We start from the raw sequence: 13,305 nt of genomic DNA, 5'->3' as shown, positions 1-13,305 counted from the left end.
CCTGACCTGGTCGACAGGCCGGCCTGCCCTGGTCGACGGGCCGGTCAGCCCTGATCGCCGCCGGCGACGGGGAGGACCGAACCGGTGATGTAGGAGGCCTCGTCGGAGGCGAGGAAGCAGATCGGGGCGGCCTGCTCGTGGAGCGTGCCGTAGCGGCCCATCACGGTGGAGTCGACGGTCTGCTCGACGATCTGCGAGTACCAGGTCTTCTCCTGGTCCGTGCGGGCGTCGCCGCCACGGGAGATCCGCCGCTCGGGGGCGAGGGTGCCACCGGGGGCGGTGGCCACCACCCGGACTCCGTGCGGGGCGGCCTCCAGCGCGAGCGCCGAGGTGAGGCCGTTGACCCCGCCCTTGGACGCGGCGTAGGGGACGCGATTGACCCCGCGGGTCGCCACGGAGGAGACGTTGACGATCGTGCCCGCGCCCGCCGCGACCATGGACGGCAGGACAGCCCGGCACATCCACAGCGTCGGGAACAGGGACCGGCGGACCTCGGCCTCGATCTGGTCGGCGGAGTACTCGTGGTACGGCCGGGCCCAGATGGTGCCGCCGACGTTGTTGATGAGCACGTCGATCCGGCCGTGGGCGTCGAGAGCCGCACGGGCCGAGGCCTCGGCCCCCTCGAACGTCTCCAGGTCCGCCTCGACGGGCACGACCCGGTGACCGTCCGGGGACACCGCGGTCAGCTCGTCGGCGACCGTGGTGATGAGGTCGGCCCGGTCCACCACCGTGACCAGCCCGCCCTCGCGGACCACCCGGTCGGCTACGGCGCGGCCGATCCCCTGCACGGCGCCGGTGATGAGTACCGACCGGCCGGCGAAGCGGCCGGGGGAGACGACGGGCGGGACGGCGTCGTACTCGCCGACGGGCGCGCTCACGACGCGGCCTCCACGGCGTTCTGGTCCAGCGCGGTGCGCATGGTGGCCTTGGCGTGCTCGCTGTGCCGACGGATGAGGTATCGCGCGGCGTCGCGGTCACCGGTCTCGAAGGCCGCGACGATCTCAAGGTGCTCGGGGACGATGTCCTCGGACACCCAGCGGGCGTCGGGCAGGACGCGGTTCATCACCTGGGTCACCTCCAGCATGCGGTAGGCCTGCAGCAGCGAGTCATTGCCGGTGCAGCGGAACAGGAACTCGTGGAACTGCGCGTTCGCGGCGGTGAACCGCTCGGGATCGAGGAACCTGTCGCGCTCGATGTACTGGTTGGCCGACTCGGCGAGCAACCGGAACTCGGCGAGCCGGGCGTCGTCGAGGCGTCCCATGGTCAGCTCGATCACGCCGAGCTCGAGCGCCATGCGGGCGTCGAACTGGGCGTCGGAGTGCCGGATCGCCGGGTGCACCTCGCCGCTGACGACGCCGGGGGCCGAGGTGATGGTCTCGGAACGGCCTCCGCCGGCCAGGGACACCGTGGTCGTGGTCCCCGCGGTGGGCGCGGTCGACGCCCGCGTCAGGGTGACCTGCGGCGGGACGTAACCGACCGGGCGCGCGGCGATGGGCGCGGGAGATTCGGTCGCGGGGACGCCTGGTGCGGCGTGTCCGCCCGGGGCCGGCGGGGTGTACCCGACCGGGCGCGCGGCGATGTTCGCCACCGGTTCGGCGGTCCGGGTGACGGGCGCCGTGTGGCCACCGGGGGCGGGCGGGGTGTAGCCGACCGGTCGGGCCTCGATGGCCGGCACGGGGTCCCCGGGGCGGCGCGAGAGAATCCGGGCCGGCCCGTGTGGTGCGGCCGGGGCCGTGGTGGCCGCGGCGGGTGCCACCGGCTCGGCGACGGGAATGTCCGCTGCCGCTGCCGCTGCCGCTGCCGTCGTCGACGTTTCCGTCTCCGGGGTGGAGGGGGACGGGTCGACGACGAGGGCGGCCTCCTCAGTCGGCTCCGCCGATTCCGTGGCGGGCTCGGCGGACTGGTCGGGCACCGCGGTCGCGGGGGTGAACTTCTCGTAGTAGAAGTGCGTCACTTGCAGGCCCTCGTCGTCGAGGAATCCGCGCACCGCCTCGACCATCGGTGGTGGCCCGCACAGGTAGATGTCGGTCGTCCCGTCGTGGAGGTGCTCCGGCCGGATCAGACCGGTGACGTATCCGCTGTTCGGGTGGGTCGTCGCCGGGTCGGAGACGACCAGATCCCAGGTCATGCCCGGGATCCGGGTGGTGAACTCGTCGAGCAGGTCCGTGTAGACCACGTCGGTGTCGAACGAGGTGCCGTAGATGAGGTGGACCGGGCGGTCGGAGGTGCCCGCGGCGGCGAGGGTCTCGAGGATGGACAGCACGGGCGCCAGGCCGGTACCGCCCGCCAGCAGCAGCAGTGGACGGGTGGACTCGCGGAGGAAGAAGCTGCCCATCGGGCCGGTCAGCTCGAGGCGGTCGCCCACGGCGCAGCGCTGGGCCAGGTACTCCGACATCGCGCCGCCGGCGGCGTACTTGATGAGGAATGACAGGGTCCGGGAGTCCGCGCCGGTGGAGAACGAGTACGACCGTGTCTGGTCGGTGCCCGGGACCGAGATGTTGACGTACTGGCCGGGCAGGAACGCCAGCGCGTCGCGGTCGTCCAGTTCGACGGACAACGCGAACGCGCCCTCGGCCAGCCGCTCGACGGCCGTGACCGTCGCGGGGTGCGCCGCGGCGGCCGTCTTGGCCACATCGGAGGTGGTGGGGATCTGCACGACCAGGTCGGACCGCGGGACCATCTGGCACGGCAGGCAGTAGCCGGCCGCGGCCTCGTCCTCGGTGAGGGCGTCGTCGATGTAGTCGCCGCCGTCGAACTCGCCGGACTCGCACAGGGACTTGCACGTCCCGCACGCTCCGTCACGGCAGTCGAGGGGGATGTTGATCCGGGCCTTGTACGAGGCGTCGGCGACGGTCTCCGTCGGACCGCAGTTGACGAAGCGCGTCACGCCGTCCTCGAAGGCCAGGGCCACTGAATAGCTCATGGGGTCTCACTCCAGGTCGCTGGCGGTGTCGGCCGCGCACGGCGACCGGGGGTGTGCCGGCGCCCTGGTCGGGCGCCGGCCGGGGTGTGGGATCACACCATGTAGACGTCCACGATGTGGTGGATGTAGTCGTTCTTCAGGACCACCTTCTTGTAGGTGATCAGCGGCGACTCGCCGGTGACGTCGAGGGTGTAGAAGGACGTCCCGAAGTACTGGTCGGTGGTGTTGTAACGGAAGTACGAAGACAACCAGTTGAAGCGGATGTCGACCTCGCCGGGACGGCGGTCGAGCACCTCGACGTTGCTGATGAGGTGGTTGGTCCGCGGTTCGGGAAGCGACGTCGAGGAGGAACGCTCGGTCCGGATGCGGAACACCCGGTCCTCGATACCGGCCCGGTTGGGGTAGAAGATCAACGAGATCTCCGAGTACGGATCGGTCGTGAGCTCACCGTCGTCGTCCCAGGCGGGCATCCAGTACATCGCGTCCTCGCGATAGCACTCGATCCACTGCTCGAACTGGCGGTCGTCGAGCAGTCGTGCCTCGCGGAACAGGAAAGCGGAGATCTCGTCGACGGAGATCGACGCCACGGCGGGTGCGGTCATGATCAGGCCTTTCGTGGGGCGGGGATGGGCGTGCGGTCGACTCGGGCCGGGTCAGGCGTCGGCCGCGACGGTCGTGCGATGCACCCGGGCCCCGGCGTCCTCGCGGGCCCGGCGCTCGGCCTCGTCGCGGGCGGCGGACTCGGCCTCGAGGGCACGCTGCATGGTCTCGAGCCAGTAGGCGTGCTGGATCGGGTAGAGGCCCTCGTCCTCGGTCTTGGCGCCGGAGGACAGCACGTTCTCCATCCCCAGGCCACGGGCGGTCTCGTCCGGACCGGTGAGCTGGTGGGTGCTGCCGCGGGTCATGTCGTTCCACGGCGCGGCGTCGGCGAGGTACGTCTTCTGGCAGGAGCGGAACTCCTCGAGGTCGTCCGGGGTCGCCATGCCGGTGGCGTTGAAGAAGTCCTCGTACTGGCGGATCCGCGCCGCGCGGTTCTCGGCGCTCTCACCCTTGGGTGCGATGCAGTAGATCGTCACCTCGGTCTTGTCGACCGAGATGGGCTTGAAGTGCCGGATCTGGCTGGAGAACTGGTCCATCAGGTAGACGTTCGGGTAGAGGCACAGGTTGCGCGAGGCGCCCACCATGAACTCGGCCTTCTTAGTGCCGATCTGGTCGGCGAGCTCCTGGCGACGGTCCCACAGCGGCCGGTCCTCGGGGTTGCCCCACCACATCCACAGCAGCAGGTGCCCGTGCTCGAACGACCAGTAACCGCCGCCCTGCTTGCCCCAGGTACCGGCGTCCATGGCCTTGGTCTCGTTCTTGGACTCGCCGGACGAGCGGCGTGCGGTGGTGGCCGCGTAGTTCCAGTGGGTGGCCGACACGTGATATCCGTCGGCGCCGTTCTCGGCCTGGAGCTTCCAGTTGCCGTCGAACGTGTAGGTCGACGAGCCGCGCAGGACCTCGAGTCCCTCGGGGGACTGGTCGACCAGCATGTCGATGACGGTCCGGCTGTCGCCCAGGTGCTCCTCCAGCGGGAGGACGTCCGGGTTGAGGCTGCCGAACAGGAAACCGCGGTAGCTCTCGAAGCGGGCCACGCGTCGCAGGTCGTGGGAGCCGTCGGTGTTGAACTGCTCGGGGTAGCCGGCGTCACGCGGGTCCTTGACCTTGAGCAGCTCGCCCGAGTTGGAGAACGTCCAGCCGTGGAACGGGCACGTCAGGGTGGTGCGGTTGTCGGTCTTGCGCCGGCACAGCATCGCGCCGCGGTGCGAGCAGGCGTTGATGAGGCAGTTGAGCTGCCCGTCCTTGCCGCGGGTGATCACGACGGGCTGGCGACCGATGTCGGTGGTGAAGTAGTCGCCGACCTCGGGGACCTGGCTCTCGTGCGCCAGGTAGACCCAGTTGCCCTCGAAGATGTGCTTCATCTCGAGTTCGAAGATCTCCTCGTCGGTGAAGATGCGGCGGTTGGCGCGGATGATGCCGTCCTCGGGCCGGTCCTCGAGTGCGGTCTCGAGGGTGGCCTGGACGTGGTCGAGTCGATCTGACATCGAGGGCTCCTAGCGTGGTTCGGTTCCGGCCGCGACGATGCGGCCTGCTGCCGGTGTGCCTCCACGGTGCCCTAGTGTGCGTCCGATCACACTAGGGCACCTCCTAGTCATACCTAGGTGTCCGGCGTTCGCATGGCGAACAGATTCGTGCCTCGGGCGGCGGGACCTGCGCCGATAGGGGGTTGGTGTTCGCTCCGCGGACGATTTGGCCTCTACGACTGTAGTGCACGGTGATTGACGACACAGCGAATCCCGCGCACAGTGGGGACATCGACCGGCCCCACCGGTCCGATCCACCCCCATCCCGACCCCACCTGAGGGAGCGTCATGACCAGCACCGCAGTGCCCACCGCCGCCGGCTCCGGCTCCGCCGCGACGGACAAGTTCAAGGGCAGCCGCTTCACGGCCGACACGAGCACCGAGCGCGCCGCCGCCATCTACAAGGACGTGCTCACCAAGCTGTCCGAGGTGATCTTCGAGCACGAGGTCACCTACGACGAGTACCGCGTCCTCAAGCAGTGGCTCATCGAGGTCGGCGAGGGCGGCGAGTGGCCGCTGTGGCTCGACGTGTTCCTGGAGCACTTCATCGAGGACTCCAACAGCCGCATCTTCAACGGCACCAAGGGCTCCATCGAGGGCCCCTACTACGTGCCGAACGCCCCGGACCTCGGCGCCAAGGGCGTCATGCCCATGCGTGAGGACGAGAAGGGCACACAGTTCGTGTTCAAGGGCCAGGTCCGCGACCTCGACGGCACGGGCATCGAGGGCGCGTCCGTCGAGCTGTGGCACGCCGACGCCGACGGCTACTACTCGCAGTTCGACGACGGCCTGGGCATCCCCGAGTGGAACCTGCGCGGCACCTTCACCACGGACTCGGAGGGCAACTTCCACATCACCACGGTCCAGCCGGCCCCGTACCAGATCCCGCACGACGGCCCGACCGGTGAGTTCATCGCCAGCTACGGTGGCCACCCGTGGCGTCCGGCGCACCTGCACCTGAAGGTCACCGCCCCCGGCAAGCGCCTCATCACCACCCAGCTGTACTTCCAGGGTGGCAAGTGGGTCGAGGACGACGTGGCCGGTGCCGTCAAGCCCGAGCTGATCCTGGACCCGAAGCCCAATAGCGATGGGATCGACGAGGTCGTCTACGACTTCGTCCTGGACCCCGTCTCCGAGAAGCGTTTCGTGGCCTGACCGGCGACGAACCCATCTGGAATCCCCGCCCGCCCCGGCCGCCACGAGCGGCCGGGGCGTCGGCGATCGACCCGGCCGGACCACCAACACGAAGGGCTGAAAGATGTCTGACCTGACCATCCGTTCCGTGGAGACACGGATCCTCGACGTGCCGCTCATCAGACCGCACAAGTTCGCCACGACCACCGCCACCGCCCAGTCGATCCTGCTCGTCTCGGTCACCACCGAGTCCGGGGTCATCGGCTACGGGGAGGGCGTGACCCCGGGCGGACCGTGGTGGGGCGGTGAATCCGCCGAGACCATGCAGGTCCTGGTGGAGAAGTACCTCGCCCCGGTCGCCATCGGCCGGCGCGTCGACGAGATCCCCGCCGTCCTCGAGGCGATGGAGGGCGTCGTGGCCCGCGGCCGCTTCGCCAAGGCCTCCCTCGAGATCGCCATGTTCGACGCGTGGGCCCGGTCGCTGGACGTGCCGGTGCGTTCGCTGCTCGGCGGCGCGGTCCGGGATTCGATCGAGTGCACCTGGGCCCTCGGTGCCATGCCGCTCGAGGAGATGGTCGACGAGATCGACGAGCTGCTGGCGGCGGACCGTCACCGTACGTTCAAGCTGAAGATGGGCGCCCTGGACCCGGCCGAGGACGTCGCCCGCATCGCCGCGCTGGCCGAGCGCCTCGACGGGCGGGCCGGCCTGCGGGTGGACATCAACGCCCGCTGGGACCGGTTCACCGCGAACGTCCACCTCCCGGCGCTCGTGGACGCCGGCATCGAGCTGATCGAGCAGCCGACCCCCACGGAGCAGATCGAGGTGTTGGCCGAGCTCAACCGCTCGCTGCCGGTGCAGTTCATGGCCGACGAGTCGGTCCAGTCCCCGCATGACGCCCTCGAGGTGGCGCGTCGGGACGCGGCCGGGGTGATCGCGGTGAAGACCACCAAGCTCGGCGGCCTGACCCGTGGCAAGGAGGTCGTGGCGATCGCCCGCGCGGCCGGGATCGCGTGCCACGCCGCCACGTCTCTCGAGGGGCCGATCGGGACGGTCGCCTCGCTGCACCTCGCGTGCGCGGAGCCCGGTTTCAACTACGGCTCGGAGCTGTTCGGCCCGCTGCTGTTGGCCGAGACCTACGTGACCACCCCGATCCGCTACGAGGCCGGCCGGGTTCACCTGCCGGCCGGGCCGGGCCTGGGCGTCGAGATCGACCACGACGCCGTCGAGAAGTTCACGCGCCGCTGACCGCGGCACCACCATCCCAGAAGGAGAGTCAGACGATGGCACTGTTCCACGTCCGCATGGACGTCCACATCCCGCACGACCTGGACCCCGAGGTCCGCGCCGACACCCTGGCCCGCGAGAAGGCCTACAGCCAGGACCTGCAGCGGTCGGGCAAGTGGCGTGAGCTCTGGCGGATCGTCGGCCAGTACTCGAACATCAGCATCTTCGACGTCGAGTCGGCTGACGAGCTGCACGAGATCCTCCAGGGTCTGCCGCTGTTCCCGTACATGGACATGCAGGTCATGGCCCTTACCCGGCACCCCTCGCGCGTCGACTGACGCCCCCACGCGTGGAAAGGGGCCGAGCCGGAGATCGGCTCGGCCCCTTTCTGCGTCGGGAGCGGAGTGGGTCAGACCCGCTCGAACACCGCGGCCAGGCCCTGACCGCCGCCGATGCACATGGTCTCCAGTCCCCACTGCACGTCTCGACGCACCATCTCGCGGGACAGCGTCGCCAGCATGCGGGCACCGGTCGCCCCGACGGGATGGCCCAGGGAGATGCCGGAGCCGTGGGGGTTGAGGTGCTCGGAGGACGGATCGATGTCCCATTCGCGCATGACGGACAGCGCCTGCGCGGCGAACGCCTCGTTGAGTTCGATGACGCCCATGTCCGACAGCGTCAGCCCGAGCCGGCCGAGGGCCTTGGCCGCGGCGGGGACCGGCCCGATGCCCATCGTCTCGGGGGCCACCCCCGCGACGGCCCACGAGGCGAGGCGGACGAGCGGGGTGAGGCCGAGGGCGGAGGCCTTGTCCGCGGTGGTGACGATGCACATCGCGGCGCCGTCGTTTTGGCCGGAGGCGTTGCCGGCGGTGACGGTGGCCTCGGGGTCGGTGCGGCCCATGATGGGTCGCAGGCGCGCCAGCGCCTCCACGGAGCTGTCGGCCCGGGGGTGCTCGTCGGTGTCGACGACGAGGTCCTCACCCTTACGCTGTGGGACGGTCACCGGGACGATCTCCTCGGCGAACACCCCGGACTCCTGCGCGGCCACGGCGCGCTGGTGGGACTGCACGGCCAGCCGGTCCTGCTCGTCCCGCCCGATGCCGTACTCGCGCCGGAGGTTCTCGGCGGTCTCGATCATCCCGCCGTCGATGACGTGCGAGCGACCGCCGACCGTGGTGCGGGCCCGTCCGAGGCGGTCGACCAGCGAGATCCCGTCCCCGCGGATGCCCCAGCGGGGGCTGGGTGAGGCGTAGAACTCCACCTGGCTCATCGACTCGACGCCGCCGGCCACGACGAGGTCCATACCGCCGGAGGCCACCTGGAGCGCGCCGGTGATGACCGCCTGGAGGCCGGAGCCGCAACGCCGGTCGAGCTGCATGCCCGGTACGTCGATCCCGAGCGGGGAGTCGAGTGCGGCGATGCGGCCGATGGCCGGTCCCTCACCGCTCGGCGAGCCCTGCCCCAGCACGACGTCGTCGACGTCGGCTCCGGTCAGGCCGGTCCGCTCGACGAGGGCGGCGAGCAGGTCGGTGGCGAGGGTGTTCGCGTCCAGGTCGCGGAACACCCCGCCGAATCGCCCGACCGGGGTGCGGAGGGGTTGGCAGATGACGACGTCACGCATGGGGTTCCTTCGTTCGGGTTCAGCGGTTGACGATGGCGAGGTCGGCCGACAGCGCGCGGGTGGTGGCCAGCAGCTCGGGGATGACCTCGTCGTGGAGCTGGTCGGGGGAGTAGCGGGCGGCGTGGGTGGAGACGTTGAGGGCTGCGCGGACCGCGCCGTGGCGGTCGTGGACCGGGGCGGCCACGGAACGCAGGCCCGGTTCGAGTTCCTGGTCGACCACGCACCAGCCGCGCTCGGCCACCCGCGACAACTCCGCGCGGAGCGCGGCCTCGTCGGCCAGTCCGTGTGGGGTGAGGGCCCGCAGGTCGGTCGCGGCGAGGTAGGCGTCGAGGTCCTCCGCCGGCAGCGACGCCAGCAGGACCCGACCCATCGACGTGGCGTAGGCGGGGAACCTGGTGCCGATGGTGATGCCGATCGTCATGATGCGACGCACCTGGACGCGACCCACGTAGACGATGTCGGAACCGTCGAGCACCGCCACCGAGGACGACTCGCCGAGCCGCGAGCTGAGCTTCTCCAGGTGCGGCTGGGCGAGGTCGGTCAGCGGCAGGGAGGACAGGTAGCTGTACCCGAGGTCCAGGACGCGGGGGGTGAGCCAGAAGACCGAGTCCGCCGTGTCCACGTACCCCAGTTCGACGAGGGTGTGGAGGAAGCGGCGGGCGGTCGCCCGGGTCAGGCCGGTGTTGCGCGCGACGTCACTGAGGGTCTGGCGCGGCTGGCGGGCGTCGAACGCCCGGATGACCGACAGTCCGCGTGCGAGTGACTGGACGAAGTCGGGGGAGGCGGAGCGGTCCCCGCCGTCGCCCCCGGGGCGCGCCGGGGTCGACACCACGTCGGGGCGGGTCATGCCGCGCCCGTGTTCCGGGCGGTCTCGAGGTGGCGGCGGAGGATCTCGTTGATGCGCTCCGGGATCTCGACGGTGGGGACGTGGGCGGCGGGGGTGACGACGACGAAGTCGGACCCGGGTACACCGTCTGCGATCTCCCGGACCACATCCGGGGGCGTGGACGGGTCCTCGTCCCCGGCGAGCACGAGGGTGGGACAGGAGATCCGACCCAGCTCGGCCCGGTTGTCCCACCCGGCCAGTGCGTCACAACAGGAGGCGTATCCCTCGGCCGGGGTGGCCAGGACCATCTCGCGCAGGCCCGCGACGAGGTCGGGCTCGGCCTCGGCTCGTGCGGCGGTGATCCACCGTGCGACGACGGCGTCGGCGACAGCGGCGGTCCCGCCCTCGCGGACCGCGGCGGCGCGATCGGCCCACCCGGCCGGTTCGCCGAACCTCGCGGCGGTGCACAGCAGGGCGACGGAGAGGACACGGGCGGGCTCGTGGACGGCGAGCCACTGGGCCACCGCGCCGCCGAGCGACAGCCCGGCGATGTGGAACCGATCGATCTCCAGTGAGTCGAGCAGGGCCACCACGTCCGCGGACAGGTCGGCGATCGTGCACGGACCGGGGATGACCTCGGACGTGCCGTGCCCCCGGTGGTCCACGGCGACCACGGTGTGATCGCGGGACAGATCGCGGACCTGGGCGTCCCACATGGAGCGGTCGGACCCGAGCGATCCGAGGAGGACGAGGACGGGGGTGTCGGCGGACCGGGGTCCACTGACCTCGTGGGACAGGGTGGCGGGCATGGTGTCGGTCCTTCCGTGTGTCTGGTCGCGGGGTGTCTGGTCGCGGGCGGGGCGCGGCGTGGTGTGCGGTCCACGATACGCGGGAATCGTGCGAAGGGCGAACAGTTGTACAAGATGCGAACAAGGGATATGGTGCGTGACATGACCAACAAGATCTTCTCCTCGGCTGCCGACGCGGTCGCGGACATCCCGGACGGCGCCTCCCTCGCCGTGGGGGGTTTCGGTCTGGTCGGCATCCCCGCCGTCCTCATCGACGCGCTCCTCGACCAGGGGGCCACCGATCTGCAGACGGTGAGCAACAACTGCGGGACCGACGGCTTCGGCCTGGGCAAACTGCTCGAGGCCCGCCGCATCACGCGGACCACCGCCTCGTACGTGGGCGCCAACAAGGAGTTCGCCCGTCAGTACCTCTCGGGCGAGCTCGAGGTGGAACTCACCCCGCAGGGCACGCTCGCCGAGCGCATGCGGGCCGGTGGCGCGGGCATCCCCGCGTTCTACACCCCCGCGGGCGTCGGCACGATGGTCGCCGAGGGCGGCCTGCCGCTGCGCTACGACGGTGACGGCGGGGTCGCCCTGGCCTCCGAGCCCAAGGAGGTCCGCGAGTTCGACGGGATCCCGTACGTCCTGGAGCGCTCGATCGTCACGGACTACGCCCTCGTCCACGCCCACCGTGCGGATACTGCGGGCAACCTGCAGTTCTACGGAACGGCCCGCAACTTCAACCCCGATGCGGCGATGTCGGGCCGGGTGACGATCGTGCAGGCCGAGGAGATCGTCGCCGCCGGCGAGATCGACCCCGCCGACGTCCACGTGCCCGGGATCTTCGTCCAGCGCCTGGTCGAGGTCGGACGCCAGGAGACCGGAGTGGAGATCGAGAAGCTCAGCAGCAAGGGAGGGGATCGGTCATGAGCTGGACCCATGAGCAGATGGCGGCCCGCATCGCCGCCGACTTCGTCGACGGACAGTACGTGAACCTGGGTATCGGCATGCCGACCCTGATCCCCGACTATCTCCCGGCCGGGGTGCACGTCACGCTCCACTCGGAGAACGGGATCCTGGGCGTGGGCCCGTACCCCACGCGCGAGCAGCTGGACCCGGAGATGATCAACGCCGGCAAGGAGACGATCACCGCAGCTCCGGGGGCCGCGTACTTCTCGTCCTCGGAGTCCTTCGCGATGATCCGCGGTGGGAACGTCGACGTGGCGGTCCTGGGTGCGATGCAGGTCTCCCAGGCCGGAGACCTGTCCAACTGGATGATCCCCGGCGCCATGGTCAAGGGCATGGGCGGTGCGATGGACCTCGTCCACGGTGCCGGCAGGGTGATCGTGATGATGGACCACATCACGCGCAAGGGGGACCTCAAGCTCCTCGCGGAGAACTCCCTGCCCTACACGGGCCGCGGCTGCGTCCAGCGCGTCGTCACCGACCTGTGCGTCCTCGACATCGCACCGGAGGGCTTCCGTCTGGTCGAACTGGCACCGGGCGTCACGATCGACGAGGTCCGGCTCAAGACCGGGGCCGAGATCCACGCCTGAGGCGGCGCCCGGGCGAACGTCAGGTGTACTCCGCCCGCGGACGCGGGTTGCGGGGTCGGATTCTCACTACTGTGGGAACCGACCCCGTCGTCGTCCCGGAAGGTCCGCCTCCATGAGCACCTCCACCCCGGTCACCGTGACCGTCACCGGCGCCGCCGGAAAGATCGCCTACTCATTGTTGTTCCGTCTCGCCTCCGGGCTGGTCTTCGGCCCCGGGACCCCGGTCCGCCTGCGGCTGCTCGACATCCCGTCGGCCGTGGTCGCGGCGGAGGGCGTGGCCATGGAGATCGAGGACTGCGCGCTCCCGCTGGTGGACTCCATCGAGATCACCGATGACGTGGACTCGGCGTTCGAGGGCGCCAACGCGGCGTTCCTCGTGGGTGCCAGGCCGCGCGGGAAGGGGATGGAGCGTGCCGACCTGCTCACCGCCAACGGGGCGATCTTCCGCGAGCAGGGGCGGGCCATCAACGCCCACGCCGCCGACGACGTGCGGGTGGTCGTGGTGGGCAATCCCGCCAACACCAACGCCTACATCGCCCACCGGCATGCGCCCGACGTCCCCGCCGAGCGGTTCACCGCCCTGATGCGTCTCGACCACAACCGTGCGTTGAGCCAGCTCGCCACCCGACTGGGCGCACCGGTCGCGGACCTGGACGGCGTCGTCGTCTGGGGCAATCACTCGGCCACCCAGTTTCCCGACGTGTCCTATCTGACGCTGCGGGGTGAACCGGTCACCGCCGGACTCGACGAGGCGTGGCTGGCCGACACGTTCATTCCGCGGGTCGCCGGTCGGGGAGCCGAGATCATCGCGGTTCGCGGATCCTCGTCGGCGGCGTCCGCCGCCGGCGCGGCGGTCGACCAGATGCGCGACTGGGTGCACGGTACGCCGGGTGAGAGCTGGACGACGGTCGCGTTGCCCTCCGAGGGGCAGTACGGCACCGAGCCGGGCGTGGTGACGGGGCTGCCCTGCCGCAGCCGGGGCGCCGGCTGGGAGGTCGTCGAGGGCCTGGAGATCGGCGATTTCCAACGCTCCCGCATCGACGCGTCGGTGGCGGAGCTGGTCTCGGAGCGTGACGCCGTTCACGGGCTCGGCCTGGCCGACTGACCTC

The 13,305-nt window shown here is 70.5% G+C and carries 13 protein-coding genes; 6 read left to right on the top strand and 7 right to left on the bottom strand.

The features are described 5' to 3' along the window. Nucleotides 1-44: 44 nt before the first annotated feature. The 4 genes from AC3DE3_RS08355 to benA form a co-directional block, all read right to left on the bottom strand. Complete coding sequence (locus AC3DE3_RS08355) at nucleotides 45-878, bottom strand: 1,6-dihydroxycyclohexa-2,4-diene-1-carboxylate dehydrogenase (RefSeq protein ID WP_260486817.1); 834 nt, start codon at nucleotides 876-878, stop codon at nucleotides 45-47. Next, the gene (benC, locus tag AC3DE3_RS08350) at nucleotides 875-2,923 is read right to left on the bottom strand and encodes a benzoate 1,2-dioxygenase electron transfer component BenC (protein ID WP_488369678.1); all 2,049 of its coding nucleotides are present in this window, start codon (nucleotides 2,921-2,923) and stop codon (nucleotides 875-877) included. The genes AC3DE3_RS08355 and benC overlap by 4 nt, the downstream gene beginning before the upstream one ends. 92 nt (nucleotides 2,924-3,015) lie before the next feature. Beyond that, nucleotides 3,016-3,525, bottom strand: a complete 510-nt coding sequence (gene benB, locus AC3DE3_RS08345; RefSeq protein WP_260486814.1) for a benzoate 1,2-dioxygenase small subunit — start codon at nucleotides 3,523-3,525, stop codon at nucleotides 3,016-3,018. Nucleotides 3,526-3,576: 51 nt separating this feature from the next. After that, entirely contained in the window at nucleotides 3,577-5,007 is a 1,431-nt protein-coding gene (benA, locus tag AC3DE3_RS08340; RefSeq protein ID WP_260486813.1) for a benzoate 1,2-dioxygenase large subunit, read from the bottom strand. 327 nt (nucleotides 5,008-5,334) lie between these two features. Here benA and catA point away from each other — a divergent pair, with 327 nt between their 5' ends. The 3 genes from catA to catC all read left to right on the top strand — a co-directional run bounded on the left by catA (nucleotide 5,335) and on the right by catC (nucleotide 7,743). After that, nucleotides 5,335-6,201 carry a catechol 1,2-dioxygenase gene (gene catA, locus AC3DE3_RS08335; RefSeq protein ID WP_260486812.1) on the top strand — a complete coding sequence of 289 codons (867 nt, stop codon included), beginning with the start codon at nucleotides 5,335-5,337 and terminating at the stop codon, nucleotides 6,199-6,201. Nucleotides 6,202-6,304: 103 nt separating this feature from the next. Next, entirely contained in the window at nucleotides 6,305-7,426 is a 1,122-nt protein-coding gene (locus AC3DE3_RS08330) for a muconate/chloromuconate family cycloisomerase (protein WP_260486811.1), read from the top strand. Nucleotides 7,427-7,461: 35 nt separating this feature from the next. Further along, nucleotides 7,462-7,743 (top strand): muconolactone Delta-isomerase, encoded by a 282-nt coding sequence (gene catC / locus AC3DE3_RS08325; RefSeq protein ID WP_260486810.1) that lies wholly within the window; start codon nucleotides 7,462-7,464, stop codon nucleotides 7,741-7,743. Between the two features lie 71 nt (nucleotides 7,744-7,814). Here the strand turns inward: catC and AC3DE3_RS08320 are convergent, their stop codons facing one another. The 3 genes from AC3DE3_RS08320 to pcaD are packed head-to-tail and all read right to left on the bottom strand — an operon-like array spanning nucleotide 7,815 to nucleotide 10,661. Beyond that, complete coding sequence (locus AC3DE3_RS08320; protein ID WP_488369677.1) at nucleotides 7,815-9,026, bottom strand: acetyl-CoA C-acetyltransferase; 1,212 nt, start codon at nucleotides 9,024-9,026, stop codon at nucleotides 7,815-7,817. Nucleotides 9,027-9,045: 19 nt separating this feature from the next. Next, on the bottom strand, nucleotides 9,046-9,873 hold the full coding sequence (locus AC3DE3_RS08315) for an IclR family transcriptional regulator (protein ID WP_260486808.1): 828 nt from the start codon (nucleotides 9,871-9,873) through the stop codon (nucleotides 9,046-9,048). Then, entirely contained in the window at nucleotides 9,870-10,661 is a 792-nt protein-coding gene (gene pcaD, locus AC3DE3_RS08310; protein WP_260486807.1) for a 3-oxoadipate enol-lactonase, read from the bottom strand. Before pcaD ends, AC3DE3_RS08315 begins: the two co-directional genes overlap by 4 nt. Before the next feature lie 141 nt (nucleotides 10,662-10,802). Here pcaD and AC3DE3_RS08305 point away from each other — a divergent pair, with 141 nt between their 5' ends. The 3 genes from AC3DE3_RS08305 to AC3DE3_RS08295 all read left to right on the top strand — a co-directional run bounded on the left by AC3DE3_RS08305 (nucleotide 10,803) and on the right by AC3DE3_RS08295 (nucleotide 13,301). Continuing rightward, nucleotides 10,803-11,570, top strand: a complete 768-nt coding sequence (locus AC3DE3_RS08305) for a CoA transferase subunit A (protein ID WP_260486806.1) — start codon at nucleotides 10,803-10,805, stop codon at nucleotides 11,568-11,570. Beyond that, a complete protein-coding gene (locus tag AC3DE3_RS08300) occupies nucleotides 11,567-12,196 on the top strand; it encodes a 3-oxoacid CoA-transferase subunit B (protein ID WP_260486805.1) in 630 nt (209 codons plus the stop codon). Before AC3DE3_RS08305 ends, AC3DE3_RS08300 begins: the two co-directional genes overlap by 4 nt. 112 nt (nucleotides 12,197-12,308) lie before the next feature. Then, a complete protein-coding gene (locus tag AC3DE3_RS08295) occupies nucleotides 12,309-13,301 on the top strand; it encodes a malate dehydrogenase (RefSeq protein WP_260486804.1) in 993 nt (330 codons plus the stop codon). Nucleotides 13,302-13,305 lie beyond the last annotated feature (4 nt).

The sequence above is a fragment of the Dietzia sp. IBK-p2-16D genome, assembly GCF_057773085.1.
Note: the sequence above shows the minus strand (reverse complement) of the source record. Positions and strands in the feature narration are given on the sequence as shown.

Bases quoted from the DNA above. Each gene is read 5' to 3' on its own strand.
- pcaD (WP_260486807.1), bottom strand. From the start codon at position 10,661: ATGCCCGCCACCCTGTCCCACGAGGTCAGTGGACCCCGGTCCGCCGAC.
- AC3DE3_RS08315 (WP_260486808.1), bottom strand. From the start codon at position 9,873: ATGACCCGCCCCGACGTGGTGTCGACCCCGGCGCGCCCCGGGGGCGAC.
- AC3DE3_RS08300 (WP_260486805.1), top strand. From the start codon at position 11,567: ATGAGCTGGACCCATGAGCAGATGGCGGCCCGCATCGCCGCCGACTTC.
- catC (WP_260486810.1), top strand. From the start codon at position 7,462: ATGGCACTGTTCCACGTCCGCATGGACGTCCACATCCCGCACGACCTG.
- catA (WP_260486812.1), top strand. From the start codon at position 5,335: ATGACCAGCACCGCAGTGCCCACCGCCGCCGGCTCCGGCTCCGCCGCG.
- benA (WP_260486813.1), bottom strand. From the start codon at position 5,007: ATGTCAGATCGACTCGACCACGTCCAGGCCACCCTCGAGACCGCACTC.
- AC3DE3_RS08330 (WP_260486811.1), top strand. From the start codon at position 6,305: ATGTCTGACCTGACCATCCGTTCCGTGGAGACACGGATCCTCGACGTG.
- AC3DE3_RS08305 (WP_260486806.1), top strand. From the start codon at position 10,803: ATGACCAACAAGATCTTCTCCTCGGCTGCCGACGCGGTCGCGGACATC.
- AC3DE3_RS08295 (WP_260486804.1), top strand. From the start codon at position 12,309: ATGAGCACCTCCACCCCGGTCACCGTGACCGTCACCGGCGCCGCCGGA.
- AC3DE3_RS08320 (WP_488369677.1), bottom strand. From the start codon at position 9,026: ATGCGTGACGTCGTCATCTGCCAACCCCTCCGCACCCCGGTCGGGCGA.
- benC (WP_488369678.1), bottom strand. From the start codon at position 2,923: ATGAGCTATTCAGTGGCCCTGGCCTTCGAGGACGGCGTGACGCGCTTC.
- benB (WP_260486814.1), bottom strand. From the start codon at position 3,525: ATGACCGCACCCGCCGTGGCGTCGATCTCCGTCGACGAGATCTCCGCT.